A 19,940-nucleotide genomic window follows, 5' to 3' on the forward strand; every position below is an offset into this window, starting at 1 on the left:
AAATTAGACCTTTTTATATACTTTTTATTTTTGTACTGTTATACACTTACAGCACAAACAAATTCGATTGAAATAAAAGCAAAATTAGACGTAACAAAAAACCAGCTTTATATTCAACAAAAAACGGTTTTCTATAATAATTCATCAGATAACCTGAAATCTATTTTTCTTCACAACTGGGCAAACAGTTTTAAAAACAATAACACTCCTTTAGCAAAACGTTTTATTGAAGATTACTCAAAAAATTTTCATTTTGCAAAAGAAAAAGAGAGAGGAAATACTAAAATTTTTAGTATTAACGCAAATTATAAACATGTCTCATTAAAAAAAATAAAAGCTGATATTATTGAAGTAATGTTAAATAAAACACTGAAACCTAAAGATAGTGTACTAATTTCAGCTACTTATATTGTAAAAATTCCGAGTGCAAAATTTACTAGATACGGAAAAACACAAAATGGATATCATTTGCGTTTTTGGCACATCACTCCTGCTGTTTACAAAAAAAAATGGCATTTAATGAGTAATTTAAATATTGATGATTTATATGAAAATCCAACCAACTACATCATAAATATTGATATCCCTAAAAAATATACGCTTGAAAGTAATTTATATCAGCATAAAAAAACACTAAAAACACACATTAATTATTATTTAGTAGGTAAACTAAAAAAAGATATTATTCTTCATATCGACTCTATTAATAATTTCACTTCTTTTAAAACAAAAAGAAAAGAAATAAAAACCGATACTTATTTAAAAAATGTTCCTCATCAAACAACATCAAAAATCATCAATAAACAAATTGATTTTATTGAAGGTTATTTAGGAAAACATCCACATACCGAAATTTTTGTTGATGCAAGTACTGTTACTAAAAACTCACTTCATGAAATTTATAGGCTTCCACATTGGTTAAATCCATTTCCTACCAATTTTAAATGGGAAATTAACTTTTTTAAGGCGCTTACCAGAAAATATATCGAAGATATTTTACTCTTAGATAAACGAAGTGATTATTGGCTAACCGATGGTTTAGAAACTTTTTTAATGATGAAATATATAAAAGAATACTATCCTAATGTTACGATTTTAGGAAAATATTCCAAATATTGGCCTTTAAAAACATATAATATTTCTAAATTAAAACAATTAGATAAATATGCTTTTGTCTATCAATTTAATGCTCGTAAATTTTATGATCAAGCATTAAATACTCCTTCGGATTCTCTTTCTAATTTCAATCGGAAAATTGTTAATAAATACAAAGCTGGTTTAGGTTTATTATATCTTCAAGATTTTATCGGTGGAGATACTTTAGTTAAATCGATACAAGAATTTTATGCAAAAAATCAATTAAAATTAAGTACTACAGAACAATTTCAAAAAATACTTCAAAAAAATACTTCAAAAAATTTAGATTGGTTTTTTGATGAATATATAAAAACAACTAAAAAGATTGATTACAAAATAACCAAAGTAAAAAGTACTAAAAATAATGATTCACTAGAAGTAATCATTAAAAACAAAAGAAATTTTGCATCTCCTATTGCCTTATATGGAATACATAAAAAAGAAATAAAATTTAAAAAATGGATTACAAGAATAGATTCTATAAAAACCATTAAAATTAAAAAAGGTAATTTTAATAAGCTTGCTTTAAATTTTGAAAACACATATCCTGAATATAATTATTTAGATAATTTCAGAAAAGTAAACAATCATTTAATTAATAAACCTTTACAATTTCGTTTTTTTAAAGATATTGAAAATCCTTATTACAATCAATTATTTTACTATCCATCTTTTAATTATAATTTATATGATGGTGCTATATTAGGAGTAAAAATCAATAATAAATCATTTCTTAAAAAGAATTTTGAATTTAGCATTAAACCAAATTATAGTACAAAAAGTAATAATTTAACAGGTTCTTATTCTTTTTCATATAATCATTTTATAAAAAACGCTAACATTTACAAAATAAGTTATGGCTTTAGTGGAAGTAGTTTTCATTATGCTCCAAAACTTAAATATACTGTTTTTACACCTTCTATAAGTGTTACTTTTAAGCAAAATACATTTCGTAAAAATGGATTTAAAGTATTGGTTGCAAAATTAATTAGTGTAGATAAAGAAGTTGAAATTAACAAACAAGAACAAGATAAATACAATGTTTTAAGTATTAGATATATTTACTCAAATTCTGATGCAATTAATAATACCACTCATGCTATTAATACTGAACTTCACTCTAAGTTTAGTAAAATTACAACCGATTTTCGATATCGTAAATTTTTTACTGAAGAAAAAAGCTATCAAATAAGGTTTTTTGGAGGATATTTTTTTTACAATAAATCTGAAGGAAATTACTATAGTTTTGCTTTAAATAATGGTGCTGATTATTTATTTGAACAAAACTTATTTGGTCGTTCAGAAAGCCAAGGACTTTTTAGCCAACAATTTATAGTTAATCAAGGTGGATTTAAATCTAATTTTAAAGAACCTCAATTTTCAAATAAATTCATTACTGCTGTAAATACAAGTGTTAATATTTTTAATAAAACTGAAATTTATAATGATTTTGCTATATTGATAAATAAAAATAGTTCGCCAAAATATTATTATGAAAACGGTATACGCCTAAATTTTCTTCCAAATATTTTTGAATTTTACTTTCCTATTTACACAAACGAAGGCTTTGAAATAACGAAAGAAGCCTATCCTACAAAAATTAGATTTGTAATTACAACGAGTGTTGATAGAATTTATAACTTTATAAGAAGAAGTTTCTTGTAGAAAATACAATAAAACACAATATAATAACTATTTTATTGCATAATATTCAATTAAAGCTAATATTTTTAAACTTCAACTAAAAAAGCTATCTTTGTAACCAGACCAAAAACCAGACAATTATGATGCAAAAAACTGAAATAGCTAATACTGAACAAATTTCTTTTGAAGATTTTAAAAATGATGTTTTAAATGATTACCGAATTGCTCGCTTAAGTAGAGAGTGTAGTTTATTAGGACGTAGAGAAGTTTTAACTGGTAAAGCTAAATTCGGTATTTTTGGTGATGGTAAAGAGGTTCCACAATTAGCTATGGCAAAAGCCTTTAAAAATGGAGATTTTAGATCAGGATATTATCGAGATCAAACATTTATGATGGCTATTGATGAATTAAGTCCTCAACAATTTTTTGCAGGGTTATATGGGCACAATAATATTGAAATTGAACCGATGTCAGCTGGTCGACAAATGGGAGGTCATTTTGCAACACATTCGTTAGATGAAGATGGTAAATGGAAAAACTTAACTACTCAAAAAAATTCATCTTCAGATATTTCTCCTACTGCAGGACAGATGCCTCGTTTATTAGGTTTAGCACAGGCTTCTAAAATTTATAGAAACGTAAAATCTTTAGAAAATTTCACTAATTTTTCTGATAAAGGAAACGAAGTTTCTTGGGGTACTATCGGAAATGCAAGTACTTCCGAAGGCTTATTTTTTGAGACAATAAATGCTGCTGGTGTTTTACAAGTACCAATGGTGATGAGTGTTTGGGATGATGAATACGGTATTTCGGTACATGCAAAACATCAAACAACAAAAGAAAGTATTTCTGAAATTTTAAAAGGATTTCAAAAAGAAAATAATACTAACGGTTATGAAATTTTTGTCGTGAATGGATGGGATTATGTACAACTAATTGATATTTATAACAAGGCTGGTAAAATTGCCAGAGAACAACATATTCCTGTATTAATTCATGTAAAAGAATTAACACAGCCTCAAGGACATTCAACCTCTGGATCTCATGAACGTTATAAATCTACCGAACGTTTACAATGGGAAGAAGATTTTGATTGCATAACTCAAATGAGAAAGTGGATTTTAGAATTTGAATTACAAGATGAAAATGGAAATATTTTAAAACTTATTGATTCCGAAGAAGAATTACTTGATATTGAAAAACAAGCAAAAAAACAAGTAAGTCAGGCTAAAAGAGATGCTTGGACTGTTTATACAAATGAAATAAAAGCCGAAGTTACTATTGCTGTTACTTTATTAGATGTAATCGCTAAAAAAAGTAATAATGGCTCATTTATCACCAAATATAGAAATGATTTAGCAAGCGTTACTGAACCTATTAGAAAAGATATTTTAATTGCTACTCGTAAAAGTTTACGTTATTTAAAAGATGAAGATTTTATAGAAAAGAAAACGCTTCAAAAGTTTATTAAAGATATTATTGATAATGCAGCTGTAAATTTCTCAACACATTTAGTCAGTGAAACAACATTTTCTCCTCAAAAAATAGTTTCAGAAGCACCTAAATATACTCCTAAAAAAAACTTAGTAGATGCACGTGTTATTATGCGTGATAATTTTGATGCCATTTTTAATAAATATCCTGAAGCTTTAATTTTTGGTGAAGACGCTGGTTATATTGGTGATGTAAATCAAGGTTTAGAAGGTTTACAAGAAAAATATGGCGAATTAAGAGTCTCAGACACAGGAATTCGTGAAGCTACTATTTTAGGTCAAGGTATTGGGTTAGCAATGCGTGGTTTACGTCCTATTGCTGAAATTCAATATTTAGACTATTTACTATATGCTTTACAAATTATGAGTGACGATTTAGCAACACTTCGTTATCGTACTTTTGGAAAACAAAAAGCACCGTTAATTATAAGAACTCGAGGACATCGTTTAGAAGGTATTTGGCATTCAGGTTCGCCAATGGGTGGAATTATAAATAATATTCGCGGAATTCATGTATTAGTTCCTAGAAATATGACCAAAGCTGCTGGTTTTTACAATACTTTATTAGAAGGTGATGATCCTGCTTTAGTAATAGAATGTTTAAATGGATATCGTTTAAAAGAAGAATTACCAACCAATTTAGGTGAATTTAAAACTCCGATTGGTGTTGTTGAAACCATCAAAGAAGGAACTGATATTACCGTAATTTCTTATGGTTCTACTCTACGAATTGTAACCGAAGTAGCCAAAGAATTAACACAAGTTGGTATTGATATTGAAATTATTGATGCACAAAGTTTATTACCTTTTGATTTAAATCATGATACCGTAAAGTCTATCGCTAAAACAAATCGTTTATTAGTTATTGATGAAGATGTTCCCGGAGGAGCTTCTGCTTATTTATTACAAGAAATTCTTGAAAACCAAAATGGATACAAATATTTAGATAGCAAACCACAAACTTTAACTGCAAAAGCACACAGACCTGCTTATGGTACTGATGGAGATTATTTCTCAAAACCATCGGCTGAAGATATTTTTGAAAAAATATATGCAATTATGAATGAAGCAAATCCTGCTAAATTTAAGAGTTTATATTAAATTTCAATATTTATAAAAACTTTTTTGATAAAAATAAAACCTCATTAATTTAAAATTAGTGAGGTTTTTTTATCTTCTAAAATTATTTAAATCACTTTAAACTGAGTTACAAAATCATCAGAAATATCTTTATAACTATTCGTACAATAAATATGATTGATACTTTCTTTTAGTTCATCAAAACCATAATTAAATTGCCCGTGTGTTACATATAAAAACACTTTTATTGCACCTTGATTTTTCAATTCTTTAGCTAAAAAATTAAAAGTTCTCCCGCCATCAGCTAAATCATCCACAATTAAACATTCTTTATTTTTAACATCTCCTTGAATTGTTATCTTTGGAAATCCCGCTATTCGTACTTTATTTGACGGAATTAAATCTGCGGATAATTTTTTAGCTATTTCATGAGTTATTTTATATGCTCCTGCATCAGGGCTTATCAATATTGGATTTCCAATAGTGTTATATGCTTTTTTCACAAACTCATAACTTTTTATTTCTGTTGAATTATTTATCAAAGCTAAACTTATTGAGCTATGCGGATGTAAAATTTCAACTTTATCAAAATGCATTGAATTTATAAAATTCGCAATTACTTTTAAATCAAAAGATTCTTTTTCATAAAATCGTCTATCAGAACGTTGCCCTATCAAACAATAAATAGTAAGTATCGCTGTGGCTGTTTTATTTAAACGATTCTCAGCATCCCAAGCTTCTTTTATCGATGCAATACGAAATAAATCTTCATAACTATTTCCTCTAATTTTAACATGTAAATTTCCTTTTTCAAGGATTTTAACTGTTATTTGTCCATCATTAAATTTCTTTATTTCGTATTTCATAACTTATTTTTTAAACTAAAACATTTATATTTTGATTGATGCGTTCTCTAATTTCATTTAAGGTTGTAATATTATAAAATTTTCCATCTTTATAAATTTCTTTTAACTCGCCTTCTTTTTCTTCAACTTCTGAAACTTGGTCAATTAAATTATATTCTCCATTTTCTATAACAACTTTTACCAAACCTTTTGCTGATTTTTTAATTCCATCATCAGTAATTGGATCTTTAAATATTTCTCTTCGTTCACCATTAACAACAACCGAAGTTGCTTTCATTGCAAAACCAAAAGTATCTCGGGTGTTATATTGATAGGTAAATGAACCGATTCCTAAAACAACATTGGTACTTGCAAAACCTTTATCGTGTAATTTTTTACAGATTTCTTCGGCTCTTTCAGTAGTGATGCTATCTCCATAAATAGCACCAATATGAGCGTCCAATACTTTAAAACCTTGTTCATTTATTGTTCCTCCAAAAATATCCCATAACAATTCTACTACCCCTTTTTCTTGCGGAGTACTTCCATTTAATGCGGTGTTTTCACCACAAATAATAGCAACAGGATCTCCACTATCTGGTCGAATAACTAATTTTCCATCTCTACTTAAAACTTCCTCTTTTAATAGTGGCAAATACTTTGTTAATACCTTCCATAAATCCCAAGTATCGCTTACTACGGATAAAATTCCTGTAGGATATGTTTTCATTAATTCTCTAAAAGTTCCGATTTCATCATCTTTAGTTCCTGCGCACATCACCGAGTGTTCCGTTGCGTTTACAGAGCCGATAACAAAACCAGTTGCTTTATAATATTTTCTTAAACTACTAATTACAGGCAAAGTATCTGAACCTAAAAAAACACTTGCATGTCCCATTCCCGATAATACTGCACTTTGTAAACCGCCCATCCCTCTCATTGAAAAATCGTGTCCTTGAAAATCGATAAACGCAGAATTTTCTTTATCTGTTAAAGTGACCCACTTTTTAAAAATTCTTTTATATCGTAATGCTATTGATGCAGAAGTCATTGGTTGCCATAACATAGTTGAAAGAATAGTCTCTAAAAAATTAGTTACCCAATAAAATTCTTTTACCGTATTTACAACTGTTAACATTGGCACTCTTACAGGTATTTCTACGCCTTCTTTTATTGATTTTACTTTGATAGGTAAATACTGTAAATCATGCAATTTTTCATAATGAGAAACATCATAATCTGTTCCTAAATATAAAGATAATTCTTCTTTTATTTCTTGACAAATTACATCTTTTGGCTTGCTAAAAAAGTTGGCTTCAAAATAATCGTGTAACCAAGTAATTACATATTGTTGCCCAAATGAAACTACTTTTTCACATCCTTTTGGCGCATATTTATTACTTCTTGGTGTCCAATTAGAATATACTTCTTCTGTTCCTTTTGGGTATTGTTGGTGATGTCCTGTTTTGTAACCGTCCGTTAATAATAATCCGTTCATAGCCTTGGTTATTTATTGTTAGTTTGCGTAATTATGACACAAATATATCTCATATTATTGATTCCTGCAATTAATTTGCGTAAAAAAAACACTAACTATAGTTTATCTGTTTTAAATATCAAAAATAATTCCTTCATTTTTTAGTTGAAAAAATCTTTTTTCATTAAATTGGAACAGTTTTGCTGGTCTTCCTGAGCCTTTTGATGTCTTTTCATCTAATTCATCTAAAACATTTAAATGCATTATTTTTTTTCTAAAATTACGTCTATCAATAGCTCTACCTAAAAGTGTTGCATAAAGTTTTTCTAAATCTGAAAAAGGAAATTTACTTTCTAATAATTCAAAACCAATAGGTTCATAGGTAATTTTTGCGCGTAAACGATTTATTGCTTTATCTAAAATATCTTGATGATCAAAAGATAATTCAGGCAATTTATCAATAGAAAACCATTGTGCTTCCTCTGCATCAGTACTCGCTTTTAATTTAAAATAATTTGGTTTTACTAATCCAAAATAAGCAACCGTTACAACTCTTTTTCTAGGGTCTCTTTCAGGCTGACCAAAAGTATATAACTGCTCTAAGTAATTAATTTTAACACCTGTTTCTTCTAATAATTCTCTTTCAACAGCTGTTTCTAATGATTCATCTTTTAATACAAAACCACCTGGAATTGCCCATTTTCCTTTAAAAGGTTCATATTTTCTTTTTATCAATAATATGGAAATATTTCCCGCTTCATAACCAAAAACTACGGCATCTACCGAAAGCATTATTTCTTGTTCTGTCATTATGTGTTATTTATACGCAAAAATACATTATTTATGTAATAAATTATTACCGATATCGCATTGTAAACAACGTTTTTCAGTGCAATAATTACTTTTAAGTTCTAATAAAGCTTGACTTTTAAGAGCATTTTCTGATTTTATTTTCAAATCTGAAAACTTTGAAATAATCGTATTTTTTTCTGATTTTAATTGTTTTATCAATTCAAAAAAATCTGCTTCGTTTACCTCTTCTCTATTTTTTTGATAAACATATTTTAAAGGAATAATAGTATTTATCAGTAATAAATCAATAAATGATTTTGTTATTTTTTTTGATGATTTTTTAGATTCAGTTTCAAAAGTATAATGTGTTTTCCAAAAATCATTTACTTCAATCGAAAACAACTTGTAAAAATCTGCTATTTTTTTGGTTTCTATTAGTTGAGAAAATAAATTTTGATGTTTATGAAATAAAGCAACTAATTGAGCGATTCGAATAGTTGGAAAATTTGTAGGTCGCATTCTAAAAAATTGAAATAAATTATTAGAAATAGGTGTTAAATTATGTTTATGACTAATAAAATTATACTCATTCTTTAATTGAATAAAATACTCATTTTCTATTTCATCTTCAAAAAAACCAGCCTGACCAAATAATAATGCTGATAATTCTAATTCATTAAATCTAGTTTTTCGTAATACAGAAAAATCAAATGATTGTGATAATCTTAAAAAAGAATCTCCATTTATTTTTAATCCGAAGTTTTTAGCTAATAATTGAAATAATACAGTTTCATAATTATTATTTGAATTCGATAATAAATCTTTAATAAAAACTGATTTACGTTCTAAACGCTGTAAATATATTTTTTCTAGCCAATTATTAATCAAAATAGTATCAACAGAATTAATTTGATTTTCACATAAAATCCAACTTGGTTTTTGTGAAAATAACTTTTGATAGTTTTCTAAAAGAGCTACATCAATAAAATCTTTTAATTGAAGCGTTGGCAAGGGCTGATTATTCTTCATAAAAATAACAGTATCATGTTGCCAAACTACGTGTAAAATTATGGCTTCATAGTTTTTATCTTCTTCATGTTTATGTAAATACCAATCGGATGAATTTATATGAATTTCAACATTTCCAATCCATAATTGATTGTTTATTTTTAAGTGAGCAGTTAAAAAATCGGGTCCTGTATTTTGGTTGTGTAATCCTGATTTAATTATTTTGATAGTTTCATTAGCTATCGATTTTAAATTAGTTGTGTTAAACAATTTGTATTTCCACAAAAAATGTAAAAATTCTTCTTTCATAACTGTAAATTAACTTTTTTTTTCAGTGTATTAATATATAAAAAATATATCTAAATCACTTTCTATCAATGCTTTTACTTTTTAATATTTATTCATTTTATAAGATAAATTTTTCTCAATATTTTATAAATTAGATAGATTAAATAAATTAAGTCATCAATTTTATTAATAATTAAACCTTAATTTGTATTAAAAGCAGTTGTATTTTTGTTAGGAAACTAAAACATATAATATGAATACTGTAGAAAATTTAAAATGGCGTTATGCTGTTAAAAAATTCGATGAAAATAAATCACTTTCTGAAACACAAATAACTACTTTAAAAGAAGCCTTTAATTTAACCGCTTCTTCTTACGGATTACAACCTGTTAAAATGGTGGTACTTCAAAATAAAGAAATTCAGCAACAATTAGTTCCACATTCTTGGAATCAGCCACAAGTAGGACAAGCATCTCATGTGTTAGTTTTATGTATTCCTAAAAAATATAGCGTAGCCGATGTTGATACTTATTTTTCATTAGTAAAAGAAACAAGAAATACTCCTGATGAAATTTTAGCGCCGTTTAAAAAAATGTTAACTGATTCAATTGGTAACAAAACACAAGAAGAATTAACCGTTTGGAATAAAAATCAAGCTTATATTTCATTAGGAAATTTAATGACTGTTGCTGCAAATGAAAAAATAGATTCTTGCCCAATGGAAGGTTTTATTCCTCAAAAATATGATGAAATTTTAGGTTTAGACAAACATAATTTAACATCAGTATTAGTATTACCTGTTGGTTTTAGAGCCGAAGATGACTATATGAAAGACCTAAAAAAGGTTCGTAAAAATATAGAAGATATAATTATTGAAATATAATTTAATACTTACAAGTTATGAATTACGATAAACTAAATTAGTACTTTCGTAATTCATAACTCGTAATTAAATTATATGCAACCACTACATATTGTACTCCTGATTCTTGGTTATTTTGGAATTTTAATTCTGATTTCTTTCCTTACTAGTAAATCGGCAAATAACAACACTTTTTTTAAAGCAGATAATTCTTCGCCTTGGTATTTAGTTGCCTTCGGAATGATTGGCGCATCACTTTCTGGCGTTACTTTTATTTCAGTTCCTGGCTGGGTTGAAGGGCAACAAATGAGTTATATGCAAATGGTTTTTGGCTACGTGGTTGGTTACGCGGTTATTGGTTTGGTATTACTTCCGCTTTATTATCGCTTAAATTTAACATCAATATATACTTATTTAGAAGACCGTTTTGGAAGTTATTCCTATAAAACTGGTGCTTCTTTTTTCTTATTATCAAGAACTATTGGAGCGGCTTTTCGCTTATTTTTAGTAGCCAATGTTTTACAATTAATTTTGTTTGATGCTTACGGAATTCCGTTTTGGATAACCGTAACAATTACAATTTTATTAATTTGGTTATACACTTTTAAAGGCGGTATAAAAACCATCGTTTGGACAGATACTTTACAAACTTTATTCATGTTAATTGCCGTTGGTGTTTGTATTGTAATGATTAAAGACAGCTTACAAATTGACAGTTTATTTACATATATTTCTGAAAGTAAATCGGCTAAAATGTTCTTTTTTGATGATATAAAAGCAGGAAATTATTTTTGGAATCGGTTTTTATCTGGAGCATTTATAGCAATTGTTATGACAGGTTTAGATCAAGATATGATGCAGAAAAACTTAACGTGTCGTAATTTAAAAGATGCTCAAAAAAATATGTTTTGGTTTACGATTGTTTTAGTAATCGTTAATTTTTTCTTTTTAGCTTTGGGCGTTTTACTTACAGATTATGCAACTATTAACGGATTAGACGCACATAAAGACCAATTATTTCCGATGATTGCCATGAGTGGCGATTTAGGTTTGGTAACTTCTTTATTCTTTTTATTAGGATTAATTGCCGCCGCCTATTCAAGCGCCGACAGTGCATTAACATCATTAACAACATCTTTTAGTATTGATATTTTAGAAATTGATAAAAAAGAGGATAATCAGGAAAAAGAGAAAATCCGTAAAAAAATACACATTTTATTTTCATTTATATTAATCGCAACTATTTTAGTTTTTAAATATTTTATTAAAGATGCTAGTGTAATTTCTAAAATATTTCAATTTGCGGGTTATACTTACGGACCTTTATTAGGTTTATATGCCTTCGGATTATTTACAAAACTGAATATAAAAGATAAATTAGTTCCTATAATTTGTATTCTATCTCCTATTTTCACATTTTTAATAAGCTATTTTAGTAAGACATTATTCAATTTCGATTTTGGATTTTTCGTATTAGTTTTAAACGGATTACTTACTTTCTTCGGATTATTAATGATAAAAACATCAAAAAAGAATTAAAATGCCTAAAAAAGGAAAAGCAAAAAACACCGTAAATAAAGCGAAACACACTCGCTTAATGAAGCAAAAAGAAAACAAAGTTAAACTTCAAAAGCTTCAAAATAAAGAGCGTTTAAAAGCATTGGTTAAAAAAATGAATGAGCAGAAAGAAGCCGAAGAATAAAAAACATTGTGACTATGAAATTTAAAATATCTGATTACCCAAGTTCTTATTTAGGAATTGAATTTGAAAAAGATGAAAAACTAATCACAGAAAAAGGGAATTTAATTTACTGCGATGGAGAGTATACTGTTAACAATAAAATTGAAGCTAGAAATTACAAAAACTGGATAGCTAAAATATTCGGCGGAAAAAGTTTAACATATAATATTTATACCGCAAAAGAAAACCTAAAATTAGCACTATCAACAAAAGATAATGCCGAAATTTTCAGTATTGATATTTTAGAAGATAATCCTATTTTAATTGAACCTAATTTACATTTTGCAAGAACTATAGGTGTAGAATTTACTCTTGAAAAAAAAGATTGGAAAACTACATTGAATGATGGTTTAAAGTTAAAAACTGTAGGAAGTGGAACATTATTTCTAAAAGGTTATGGAAAAATTATTGAACAAAAAATTAATTCTGAAAAACCTATTTTTATTGATGAAGATGCCTTAATTGCTTTTGAAGACACGTTAGAAATTAAAACTATTTCGAGAAATCTTAAAGAATTTATAACAACTGGTGAAGGGTTATTATTTGCAATAAAAGGAAATGGTAAAGTTTGGATTCAAACAAGAAAAAAAGGAGAGCACACAAGTAGTGGCGGAATACTAGATGGAATATTTAATTTTATGAAATAGAAATTCATTAACAAAAAACATTAAAAAATGTTCCTTATAAACCTGACTTACAAAACAGAATTAAATAAAATTGATCAATTTTTAAACGAGCATATTCAATTTCTAAATGAACAATATGAATTAGGAAACTTCCTTCTTTCGGGAGGAAAAAATCCCAGAACTGGTGGTATAATACTATGTCAAATTACTGATAAATCGGTATTACAAGAAATCATTGAAAAAGACCCTTTTAAAATACATAATTTAGCTGATTATGAATTGACAGTATTTACTCCTACTAAAACCTGTAATGAACTAAAGTTTTTATTAAAATAACAAAAAAAATCCCGAGTTATAAAACTCGGGATTTATATATATATTAAAAAACTATTTATCAATAGACCCTAAAACACGTTTCATAAAATTATTTAACGCTTCTTTTTTAGGAGTTCCCTCTTTTATCATTTTATCAACTTCAATAGCTCCGTACATATTTGATATTAACTCACCAATAACATCTAATTCTTCATCTTTTAAAGATGGAACTTCCGTTAAGGCTTCTAATGTTTCAATAGTTTCAAGTACGTAATCTTGGTCGTTTTCTTCAATAAAAGAAGTTAAGTGTTTTATAACTGGTAATTTCATAATACAATACTTTTTTAGGTCGATTAAATTTGAGACCTTATTTATATAACTTCTCGAATTATACTCGAGCTAACTAAAATTATACAACCTCGTTAATTAATTCTTTTAAAGAATCGAATTTATTTGTTTGTACTTGATTTACAAATTTACCATCTACAAATGTTGCAAATGTTGGTAAGTTACTAACGTCTGCTAATTGTCTACTTTCAGGAAACTTCTCTGCATCAACAATTACAAAAGCAATATCTTCATTTTCAGAAGCTAATTTCTTGAACTTTGGTTTCATAATACGACAGTTACCACACCAAGTTGCTGAAAATTGTACAGCTACTGTTTTGTTACTTGCTACTAAATCTGCTAAATTATCTTGACTTAATTCTTGTACCATAGTTTTAATGTTTTTAGAAAGGAGTTCGTGTATTTTGTCCCCCAACTAGTACACGAACTTGCTCCTTTCAAAATATAATATTAGTGAGATGCTAAATATTCAGCAGTTCCTTTTGCATTTGGCTTCATAGCGTCTTTACCTTCTTCCCAGTTTGCAGGACATACTTCTCCGTTTGTTTGAACGTGAGCGTAAGCATCAATTAAACGTAAAAATTCGTTTACGTTACGACCAACTGGCATGTGGTTAACACCTTCATGAAATACAGTTCCTTCTTCATCAATTAAATAAGTAGCTCTGTATGTTACATTATCTCCAACTACTTGTACAGTTTGAGTTGCGTCATCAAAAACCTCATCAGTAATATCTAAAATACCTAAAATTGAAGATAAGTTACGGTTGCTATCTGCTAATAAAGGATAAGTTACACCTTCAATTCCTCCGTTATCTTTAGATTGGTTTAACCAAGCAAAGTGAACTTCAGGAGTATCACAAGAAGCACCAATTACAATAGTGTTTCTTTTTTCAAACTCACCTAAAGCCGCTTGAAAAGCGTGTAATTCTGTAGGACATACAAAAGTAAAATCTTTTGGATACCAAAATAATAATACTTTTTTCTTGTTTTTTACAGCTTCTTCTAAAACATTTACTTTAAAAGTATCTCCCATTTCGTTCATTGCATCTACGCTTAAACCTGGAAATTTTTTACCTACTGTTGTTGCCATTTTTATATTTTTTATTAATTATTATACAATTTTACACATACAAATATACCAAGCAAAATTAGTAGAAAATAAAAAAATTGATGCTAATTTTTTATATTAACATCAACTTTATTTATAGTAAATTAATTTTACTATTATTTTTACTTATTTACTAGCAAATAACTTCACGTCTTTTTCTGAAACTTCTTTTTCTCCTAAAATAATTAAACGTTCTACTACATTTCGTAATTCACGAATGTTACCTGTCCAATCATATTCTTGAAGTAATTTAATAGCTTCTTTAGAAAATGCTTTTTTAGGAGTTCCTTGTTCATCAGAAATTTTTGAAGTAAAAAAATCTACCAATAAAGGAATATCTGTTCTTCTATCATTTAATGAAGGAACTTTAATTAAAATCACTGCTAAACGATGGTATAAATCTTCACGAAAACGACCTTCGTCAATTTCCTTTTTTAAATCTTTATTTGTTGCCGCAACAATACGTACGTTTACCTTTATATCTTTATCTGAACCAACACGCTGAATTTTATTTTCTTGTAAAGCTCTTAATACTTTAGCTTGTGCCGATAAACTCATGTCACCTATTTCATCTAAAAAAATAGTTCCACCGTTTGCGGCTTCAAACTTTCCTGCTCTATCTTTATTTGCTCCAGTAAAAGAACCTTTTACATGACCAAATAATTCACTTTCTATTAATTCTGATGGAATAGCAGCACAATTCACTTCAATCATTGGCGCTTTTGCTCTATCTGATTTTTCGTGTAACCAATGTGCAACTAATTCTTTTCCTGTTCCGTTAGGTCCAGTAATTAAAACACGTGCATCTGTATCGGCTACTTTTTCAATAATTTCTTTAATATGAGTAATAGCCTCACTCTCACCAATCATTTGATACCCTTTGCTTACTTTCTTTTTTAAGCGTTTATTTTCAATAATTAATTCTTTTTTATCTAAAGCATTACGAACAGTATTTAGCAATCTGTTTAAATCTGGTGGCTTAGATATATAATCAAAAGCACCTAAACGCATTGTATTTACTGCGGTGTCTAAATCTCCGTGACCAGAAATCATTACCATTGGTGTTTCAGGTTTTATTTTTTTAGCTTTTTCTAATACTTCAACACCATCCATTTTTGGCATTTTAATATCACATAAAACTAAATCATAATCTTTATTTTTAATCATTTCAATTCCTACTAATCCATCTTCAGCCTCTTCAACTTGATAAGTATCATTTTCTTCTGAAATAATTTTTTTTAAAACTCTACGGATTGCCGCTTCATCTTCTATTATTAATATTTTGCTCATATATTTAATTTTATGCGTTATTATTAAATTACAATAATCACGCCATCAAACTTATTTATTTATAATATGTATATCTCTTTGTGGAAAAGGAATTGATATTTGATGAGTTCTAAATAATTCATCAATTGTAAACCTCAAATCACTTTTAGGAATTTGTGCCTGAAAGCTATCATTTAAAGTGAATATCAACTTAAACTCTAAAGCACTATCACCAAAGTTTTCAAAAATCACTAAAGGAGCAGGATGTTGATATACCTTCGGATGTTCGTTTGCTGCTTTTAATAATAATTCTTTTACCAACTGAACATCGCTTCCGTAGGCAACCCCTACTAAAACAGATTCACGAGTTGTAGTACCGTTTTGTGTCCAATTGTATAAACTATTTGTTAAATATTTATGGTTAGGAATCACCAATACTTTATTGTCAATAGTTACTGCACGAGTTGTTCTTAATTTTATTTCTTCAACTCTACCTACTTTTCCGTCTAATTCGATAATATCACCAACATGTACACTTTGATCTACAATAATAAAAATACCTGAGATTATATCTTGAAAAAAAGTTTGCAACGCCAAACCAACACCAATTAATAATGCTGCCGAAGCTGCAAAAATAGCGGTTACGTTTACTCCTAATGAATTTAAAGTAGTTAAAAAGATAATAATATATAACAACCAACTAGCAAAAGAGAAAACGGTATTGAATTTATTTTCATCTTCATTTTGAAGTCTTTTTTTAACAAATTTCTCAAAGTATTTTAATAAGAAGGAAGCTAGCATTAAAATAATTAATAGCATTAAAATAGCTTTAATACTAATTCCTATTTCTTTGTTAAATTGAAGCGTATAATTCAATATTTTATTAAGTTCTTTCATACCAATAAAATTATAATAATTTGTTCATTTTAAACATAAAAAAAGCAGTTATATTTTTAAAATAACTACTTTTTTTGCTTGATACTATATCTACTATTATTTACCCATTATAACGAATCCACTTCCATAAATCTTTATAGGTTGGTTTTTTACCATACATTAAAATACCTACTCTGTAAATTTTTGCAGCAATCCAAACAATCACAATAAAAGTAAGTACTAATAATAACATTGATAAAGCAATTTCCCACCAAGCAACTCCGAATGGCACACGCATTAACATAACTATTGGCGATGTTAAAGGGATATATGAAAAAATAATAGACACAGGTCCATGTGGGTCGTTAATTACCGTAAATGCACCAACATAAACCGCTAACATTAACGGTAGCATTATTGGCATCATAAATTGTTGTGTATCTGTTTCGTTATCAACTGCAGCACCAACCGCAGCAAATAAAGAACTATATAGCATATATCCTCCTAAAAAGTAAAATATAAATAAGAAGAATAAAGTAAACCAAGGTAATTTTCTTATTTCTAGAAATAAACTAGCTTTATCTCCCATTAACTCTTGCATTTTTTCTACTTGATTGATGTCAATATCTTGTGAAAAAACCTGTGAAGTATCAATTCCTATAAATAACGAAATAGCAATAACACCAAATAATAATAAAATTCCCCATATAAAAAACTGTAATAATCCGGCAACACCATTTCCGATAATTTTACCCAACATTAATTGAAATGGTTTTACTGATGAAACAATAACCTCAACAATTCTACTTGTTTTTTCTTCGATAACACTACGCATCACTGATGTTCCGTATAGAATCATAAACATCATTAGCAAATATCCTGCAATCGTTCCTACTCCAATCTTCATATTATTAATCATTTTTGAAGATTTTTCACCAGAAAAATTATACATTTTTATATCTGAAGAAATTTTTGTGGCTTTAATTTTTTCTAAATCGATGCCTAATTCCTTCATTTTTAAATTACGTAAATGGGTATTTACGTTGCGTTCTATGTCTTCTATAGTAGTTAAACCTGGTGTATCTTTTGAATAAAATTCAACAGATTTTGCTAATAATTCTAAACTATCTTGCTTGGGTATAAATAAAACTCCAAAATGATTTCCTTCTTCAACTTTCTTTTTAGTTTCTTCTATACCTAATTTTGTAAAATCTTGATATTTTATGGTTTCAGTATCTTTAAAATTATCTTTAGAAAAAACACCTGAATTATCTACATAAACAATTTCTTTAATTTTCTGATCATTTTGTTTCATCAAAAAAACAACCAATGCCATCATGCAAATCATTATTACAGGACTTAAAAAAGTCATCATAATAAACGATTTATTTTTAACCTTTGCTTTAAACTCTCTTGCTATAATTAATTTTAACTTGTTCATTTTTTAACTGTTTTTACGTACTGACTCAATAAAAATATCGTTAGCACTTGGTATTAATTCTACAAAATGTTGCACCTGTCCTTGAGTGGTTAAAAATGATAACAAATCGTTTGCTGAATTTCCTTTAGTTAATTCTACTTTTAATTTTAAACCATCATTTAACAATTTAAAATCCGCAGGAAAAACCTTAAAATTTTCTTTTAATTTTGATTGTACTTCATTTGGATTAGTAGTATTTAAACCTATTTGAAAAGTATTTGTTCTAAATTGACGTTTAATATCATCTAGTTTACCATCTAATATTTTGTTCGATTTATGAATCAATGCAATTTCATCACACATTTCTTCTACAGATTCCATTCTATGCGTCGAAAAAATAATCGTAGCGCCTTCATCTCGCAATTGTAAAATTTCTTTGGCGATTAATTGTGCGTTAATTGGATCGAAACCAGAAAAAGGCTCATCAAAAATTAATAATTTAGGCTGATGTAAAACCGTAACAATAAATTGTACTTTTTGCGCCATTCCTTTTGATAGCTCTTCTAATTTTTTATCCCACCAGCTACTTATTTCAAATTTATCAAACCAATATTTAAGGCGTTTTTTTGCTTCGGATTTAGTCATTCCTTTCAACTGAGCCAAGTACAAAGCTTGTTCACCTACTTTCATTGATTTATATAAACCTCTTTCTTCAGGTAAATACCCAATGTGTTCTATATGATGTGGTGCTAATTTTTCGCCATCTAAAATAACTTCACCACTATCAGGCATCGTTATTTGATTGATAATTCTAATCAAAGATGTTTTTCCTGCTCCGTTAGGTCCTAATAATCCAAAAACACTTCCTTTAGGTATTGATAGTGAAACATCATTCAGCGCAGTATAATCGCCATAACGTTTTACTACATTTTTAATTTCTAATAAATTACTCATTCTTTTTATAGTTGATTTTGTAGTTAATTTACTGTTCTTTTTCAAAAACCAATAATGACAAACTTACATATTTTTATACTTATTAGTAACAAGTTTACTCCAAACGTTACACTTTAATTTAATGTTAAATTTACTATGCATGCATAACTTTTTATTAAAAATACTATGCATGCATAATAAAATTCTATATCTTTGGCTCACATGGATAAAAATAAATCAATAGATCATCAACTAAGAGCCACTTGGCAAGCTGTTGCAAAAATGTACAACGAACAAGCTGCAAAGCATGATAGTACAATGTCAACTGCTTTTGTTTTGTTGAATATCGATTTCGAAACAGGAACTCCTTCAACCGCATTAGGTCCACTAATGGGAATGGAACCAACGAGTCTTTCTCGTTTACTAAAAACAATGGAAGACAAAGAAATTATATACAGAGAAAAAAACCCCAATGATGGCAGAAGCGTAATCATTAAACTTACTGATTATGGTAAAGAAATGCGTGAAATTTCAAAAGGACATGTATATCAATTTAATAATGAAGTAAAAAAACACCTTACAGAAGAAGAGTTAAATCTTTTTTTTAAAGTAACAACAACCATAAACAAACTTATTACAGAAAAGATGGTATATTGATACCAATAAAAAAAGCTGT

General features: G+C 27.9%; 19 protein-coding genes. 8 read left to right on the plus strand and 11 right to left on the minus strand.

From position 1 onward, the window contains the following. Nucleotides 1-30: 30 nt before the first annotated feature. Nucleotides 31-2,802, plus strand: coding sequence for a gluzincin family metallopeptidase (locus AB0T67_RS04805; RefSeq protein ID WP_369219372.1), 2,772 nt, complete (start codon nucleotides 31-33; stop codon nucleotides 2,800-2,802). Nucleotides 2,803-2,921: 119 nt separating this feature from the next. Then, nucleotides 2,922-5,375, plus strand: a complete 2,454-nt coding sequence (locus AB0T67_RS04810) for an alpha-ketoacid dehydrogenase subunit alpha/beta (RefSeq protein ID WP_369219373.1) — start codon at nucleotides 2,922-2,924, stop codon at nucleotides 5,373-5,375. Between the two features lie 86 nt (nucleotides 5,376-5,461). Here the strand turns inward: AB0T67_RS04810 and AB0T67_RS04815 are convergent, their stop codons facing one another. The 4 genes from AB0T67_RS04815 to AB0T67_RS04830 form a co-directional block, all read right to left on the minus strand. Continuing rightward, nucleotides 5,462-6,220 (minus strand): phosphoribosyltransferase family protein, encoded by a 759-nt coding sequence (locus AB0T67_RS04815; protein ID WP_369219374.1) that lies wholly within the window; start codon nucleotides 6,218-6,220, stop codon nucleotides 5,462-5,464. Nucleotides 6,221-6,230: 10 nt separating this feature from the next. After that, nucleotides 6,231-7,697 (minus strand): nicotinate phosphoribosyltransferase, encoded by a 1,467-nt coding sequence (locus AB0T67_RS04820; protein ID WP_369219375.1) that lies wholly within the window; start codon nucleotides 7,695-7,697, stop codon nucleotides 6,231-6,233. Between the two features lie 111 nt (nucleotides 7,698-7,808). Next, nucleotides 7,809-8,486, minus strand: a complete 678-nt coding sequence (locus AB0T67_RS04825; RefSeq protein WP_369219376.1) for an NUDIX hydrolase — start codon at nucleotides 8,484-8,486, stop codon at nucleotides 7,809-7,811. 27 nt (nucleotides 8,487-8,513) lie between these two features. After that, nucleotides 8,514-9,785: a DUF2851 family protein gene (locus tag AB0T67_RS04830; protein WP_369219377.1), complete on the minus strand. Its 1,272-nt coding sequence runs from the start codon at nucleotides 9,783-9,785 to the stop codon at nucleotides 8,514-8,516. Between the two features lie 232 nt (nucleotides 9,786-10,017). On the opposite strand from AB0T67_RS04830, the gene AB0T67_RS04835 reads away from it, so the two are divergent. The 5 genes from AB0T67_RS04835 (at nucleotide 10,018) to AB0T67_RS04855 (ending at nucleotide 13,329) form a co-directional block, all read left to right on the plus strand. After that, nucleotides 10,018-10,647 (plus strand): NAD(P)H-dependent oxidoreductase, encoded by a 630-nt coding sequence (locus AB0T67_RS04835; protein WP_369219378.1) that lies wholly within the window; start codon nucleotides 10,018-10,020, stop codon nucleotides 10,645-10,647. Between the two features lie 75 nt (nucleotides 10,648-10,722). Continuing rightward, a complete protein-coding gene (locus AB0T67_RS04840; protein WP_369219379.1) occupies nucleotides 10,723-12,165 on the plus strand; it encodes a sodium:solute symporter in 1,443 nt (480 codons plus the stop codon). 1 nt (nucleotide 12,166) lies between these two features. Continuing rightward, on the plus strand, nucleotides 12,167-12,328 hold the full coding sequence (locus AB0T67_RS04845; RefSeq protein WP_369219380.1) for a hypothetical protein: 162 nt from the start codon (nucleotides 12,167-12,169) through the stop codon (nucleotides 12,326-12,328). A 14-nt stretch (nucleotides 12,329-12,342) separates the two neighbouring features. Continuing rightward, nucleotides 12,343-13,014 carry an AIM24 family protein gene (locus AB0T67_RS04850; protein ID WP_369219381.1) on the plus strand — a complete coding sequence of 224 codons (672 nt, stop codon included), beginning with the start codon at nucleotides 12,343-12,345 and terminating at the stop codon, nucleotides 13,012-13,014. Nucleotides 13,015-13,041: 27 nt separating this feature from the next. Further along, a complete protein-coding gene (locus tag AB0T67_RS04855) occupies nucleotides 13,042-13,329 on the plus strand; it encodes a YciI family protein (RefSeq protein ID WP_369219382.1) in 288 nt (95 codons plus the stop codon). A gap of 51 nt (nucleotides 13,330-13,380) precedes the next feature. Here AB0T67_RS04855 and AB0T67_RS04860 read toward each other — a convergent pair whose 3' ends face one another. The 7 genes from AB0T67_RS04860 to AB0T67_RS04890 form a co-directional block, all read right to left on the minus strand. After that, entirely contained in the window at nucleotides 13,381-13,638 is a 258-nt protein-coding gene (locus AB0T67_RS04860; protein WP_271231549.1) for a DUF6952 family protein, read from the minus strand. A 79-nt stretch (nucleotides 13,639-13,717) separates the two neighbouring features. After that, nucleotides 13,718-14,026 carry a thioredoxin family protein gene (locus AB0T67_RS04865; RefSeq protein WP_369219383.1) on the minus strand — a complete coding sequence of 103 codons (309 nt, stop codon included), beginning with the start codon at nucleotides 14,024-14,026 and terminating at the stop codon, nucleotides 13,718-13,720. An 80-nt stretch (nucleotides 14,027-14,106) separates the two neighbouring features. Further along, complete coding sequence (locus AB0T67_RS04870; protein WP_369219384.1) at nucleotides 14,107-14,748, minus strand: peroxiredoxin; 642 nt, start codon at nucleotides 14,746-14,748, stop codon at nucleotides 14,107-14,109. A gap of 144 nt (nucleotides 14,749-14,892) precedes the next feature. Next, a complete protein-coding gene (locus AB0T67_RS04875; protein ID WP_369219385.1) occupies nucleotides 14,893-16,056 on the minus strand; it encodes a sigma-54-dependent transcriptional regulator in 1,164 nt (387 codons plus the stop codon). A gap of 51 nt (nucleotides 16,057-16,107) precedes the next feature. Then, nucleotides 16,108-16,932 (minus strand): mechanosensitive ion channel family protein, encoded by an 825-nt coding sequence (locus tag AB0T67_RS04880; protein ID WP_271231545.1) that lies wholly within the window; start codon nucleotides 16,930-16,932, stop codon nucleotides 16,108-16,110. A 100-nt stretch (nucleotides 16,933-17,032) separates the two neighbouring features. Next, nucleotides 17,033-18,352 carry an ABC transporter permease gene (locus AB0T67_RS04885; RefSeq protein ID WP_369219386.1) on the minus strand — a complete coding sequence of 440 codons (1,320 nt, stop codon included), beginning with the start codon at nucleotides 18,350-18,352 and terminating at the stop codon, nucleotides 17,033-17,035. A gap of 3 nt (nucleotides 18,353-18,355) precedes the next feature. Next, the gene (locus AB0T67_RS04890) at nucleotides 18,356-19,285 is read right to left on the minus strand and encodes an ABC transporter ATP-binding protein (RefSeq protein WP_369219387.1); all 930 of its coding nucleotides are present in this window, start codon (nucleotides 19,283-19,285) and stop codon (nucleotides 18,356-18,358) included. Between the two features lie 201 nt (nucleotides 19,286-19,486). Here AB0T67_RS04890 and AB0T67_RS04895 point away from each other — a divergent pair, with 201 nt between their 5' ends. Further along, nucleotides 19,487-19,921, plus strand: a complete 435-nt coding sequence (locus AB0T67_RS04895) for a MarR family winged helix-turn-helix transcriptional regulator (protein ID WP_271231542.1) — start codon at nucleotides 19,487-19,489, stop codon at nucleotides 19,919-19,921. Nucleotides 19,922-19,940 lie beyond the last annotated feature (19 nt).

The organism is Tenacibaculum salmonis (assembly GCF_041053065.1).
GTDB classification, from domain to species: Bacteria; Bacteroidota; Bacteroidia; order Flavobacteriales; family Flavobacteriaceae; genus Polaribacter; species Polaribacter pacificus_A.

Excerpts from the sequence above, each read along its gene's own strand:
- AB0T67_RS04850 (WP_369219381.1), top strand. The coding sequence starts at position 12,343 with ATGAAATTTAAAATATCTGATTACCCAAGTTCTTATTTAGGAATTGAA.
- AB0T67_RS04895 (WP_271231542.1), top strand. The coding sequence starts at position 19,487 with ATGGATAAAAATAAATCAATAGATCATCAACTAAGAGCCACTTGGCAA.
- AB0T67_RS04840 (WP_369219379.1), top strand. The coding sequence starts at position 10,723 with ATGCAACCACTACATATTGTACTCCTGATTCTTGGTTATTTTGGAATT.
- AB0T67_RS04825 (WP_369219376.1), bottom strand. The coding sequence starts at position 8,486 with ATGACAGAACAAGAAATAATGCTTTCGGTAGATGCCGTAGTTTTTGGT.
- AB0T67_RS04835 (WP_369219378.1), top strand. The coding sequence starts at position 10,018 with ATGAATACTGTAGAAAATTTAAAATGGCGTTATGCTGTTAAAAAATTC.
- AB0T67_RS04865 (WP_369219383.1), bottom strand. The coding sequence starts at position 14,026 with ATGGTACAAGAATTAAGTCAAGATAATTTAGCAGATTTAGTAGCAAGT.
- AB0T67_RS04845 (WP_369219380.1), top strand. The coding sequence starts at position 12,167 with ATGCCTAAAAAAGGAAAAGCAAAAAACACCGTAAATAAAGCGAAACAC.
- AB0T67_RS04830 (WP_369219377.1), bottom strand. The coding sequence starts at position 9,785 with ATGAAAGAAGAATTTTTACATTTTTTGTGGAAATACAAATTGTTTAAC.
- AB0T67_RS04820 (WP_369219375.1), bottom strand. The coding sequence starts at position 7,697 with ATGAACGGATTATTATTAACGGACGGTTACAAAACAGGACATCACCAA.
- AB0T67_RS04870 (WP_369219384.1), bottom strand. The coding sequence starts at position 14,748 with ATGGCAACAACAGTAGGTAAAAAATTTCCAGGTTTAAGCGTAGATGCA.
- AB0T67_RS04880 (WP_271231545.1), bottom strand. The coding sequence starts at position 16,932 with ATGAAAGAACTTAATAAAATATTGAATTATACGCTTCAATTTAACAAA.
- AB0T67_RS04875 (WP_369219385.1), bottom strand. The coding sequence starts at position 16,056 with ATGAGCAAAATATTAATAATAGAAGATGAAGCGGCAATCCGTAGAGTT.
- AB0T67_RS04860 (WP_271231549.1), bottom strand. The coding sequence starts at position 13,638 with ATGAAATTACCAGTTATAAAACACTTAACTTCTTTTATTGAAGAAAAC.
- AB0T67_RS04885 (WP_369219386.1), bottom strand. The coding sequence starts at position 18,352 with ATGAACAAGTTAAAATTAATTATAGCAAGAGAGTTTAAAGCAAAGGTT.
- AB0T67_RS04810 (WP_369219373.1), top strand. The coding sequence starts at position 2,922 with ATGATGCAAAAAACTGAAATAGCTAATACTGAACAAATTTCTTTTGAA.
- AB0T67_RS04855 (WP_369219382.1), top strand. The coding sequence starts at position 13,042 with ATGTTCCTTATAAACCTGACTTACAAAACAGAATTAAATAAAATTGAT.
- AB0T67_RS04890 (WP_369219387.1), bottom strand. The coding sequence starts at position 19,285 with ATGAGTAATTTATTAGAAATTAAAAATGTAGTAAAACGTTATGGCGAT.
- AB0T67_RS04815 (WP_369219374.1), bottom strand. The coding sequence starts at position 6,220 with ATGAAATACGAAATAAAGAAATTTAATGATGGACAAATAACAGTTAAA.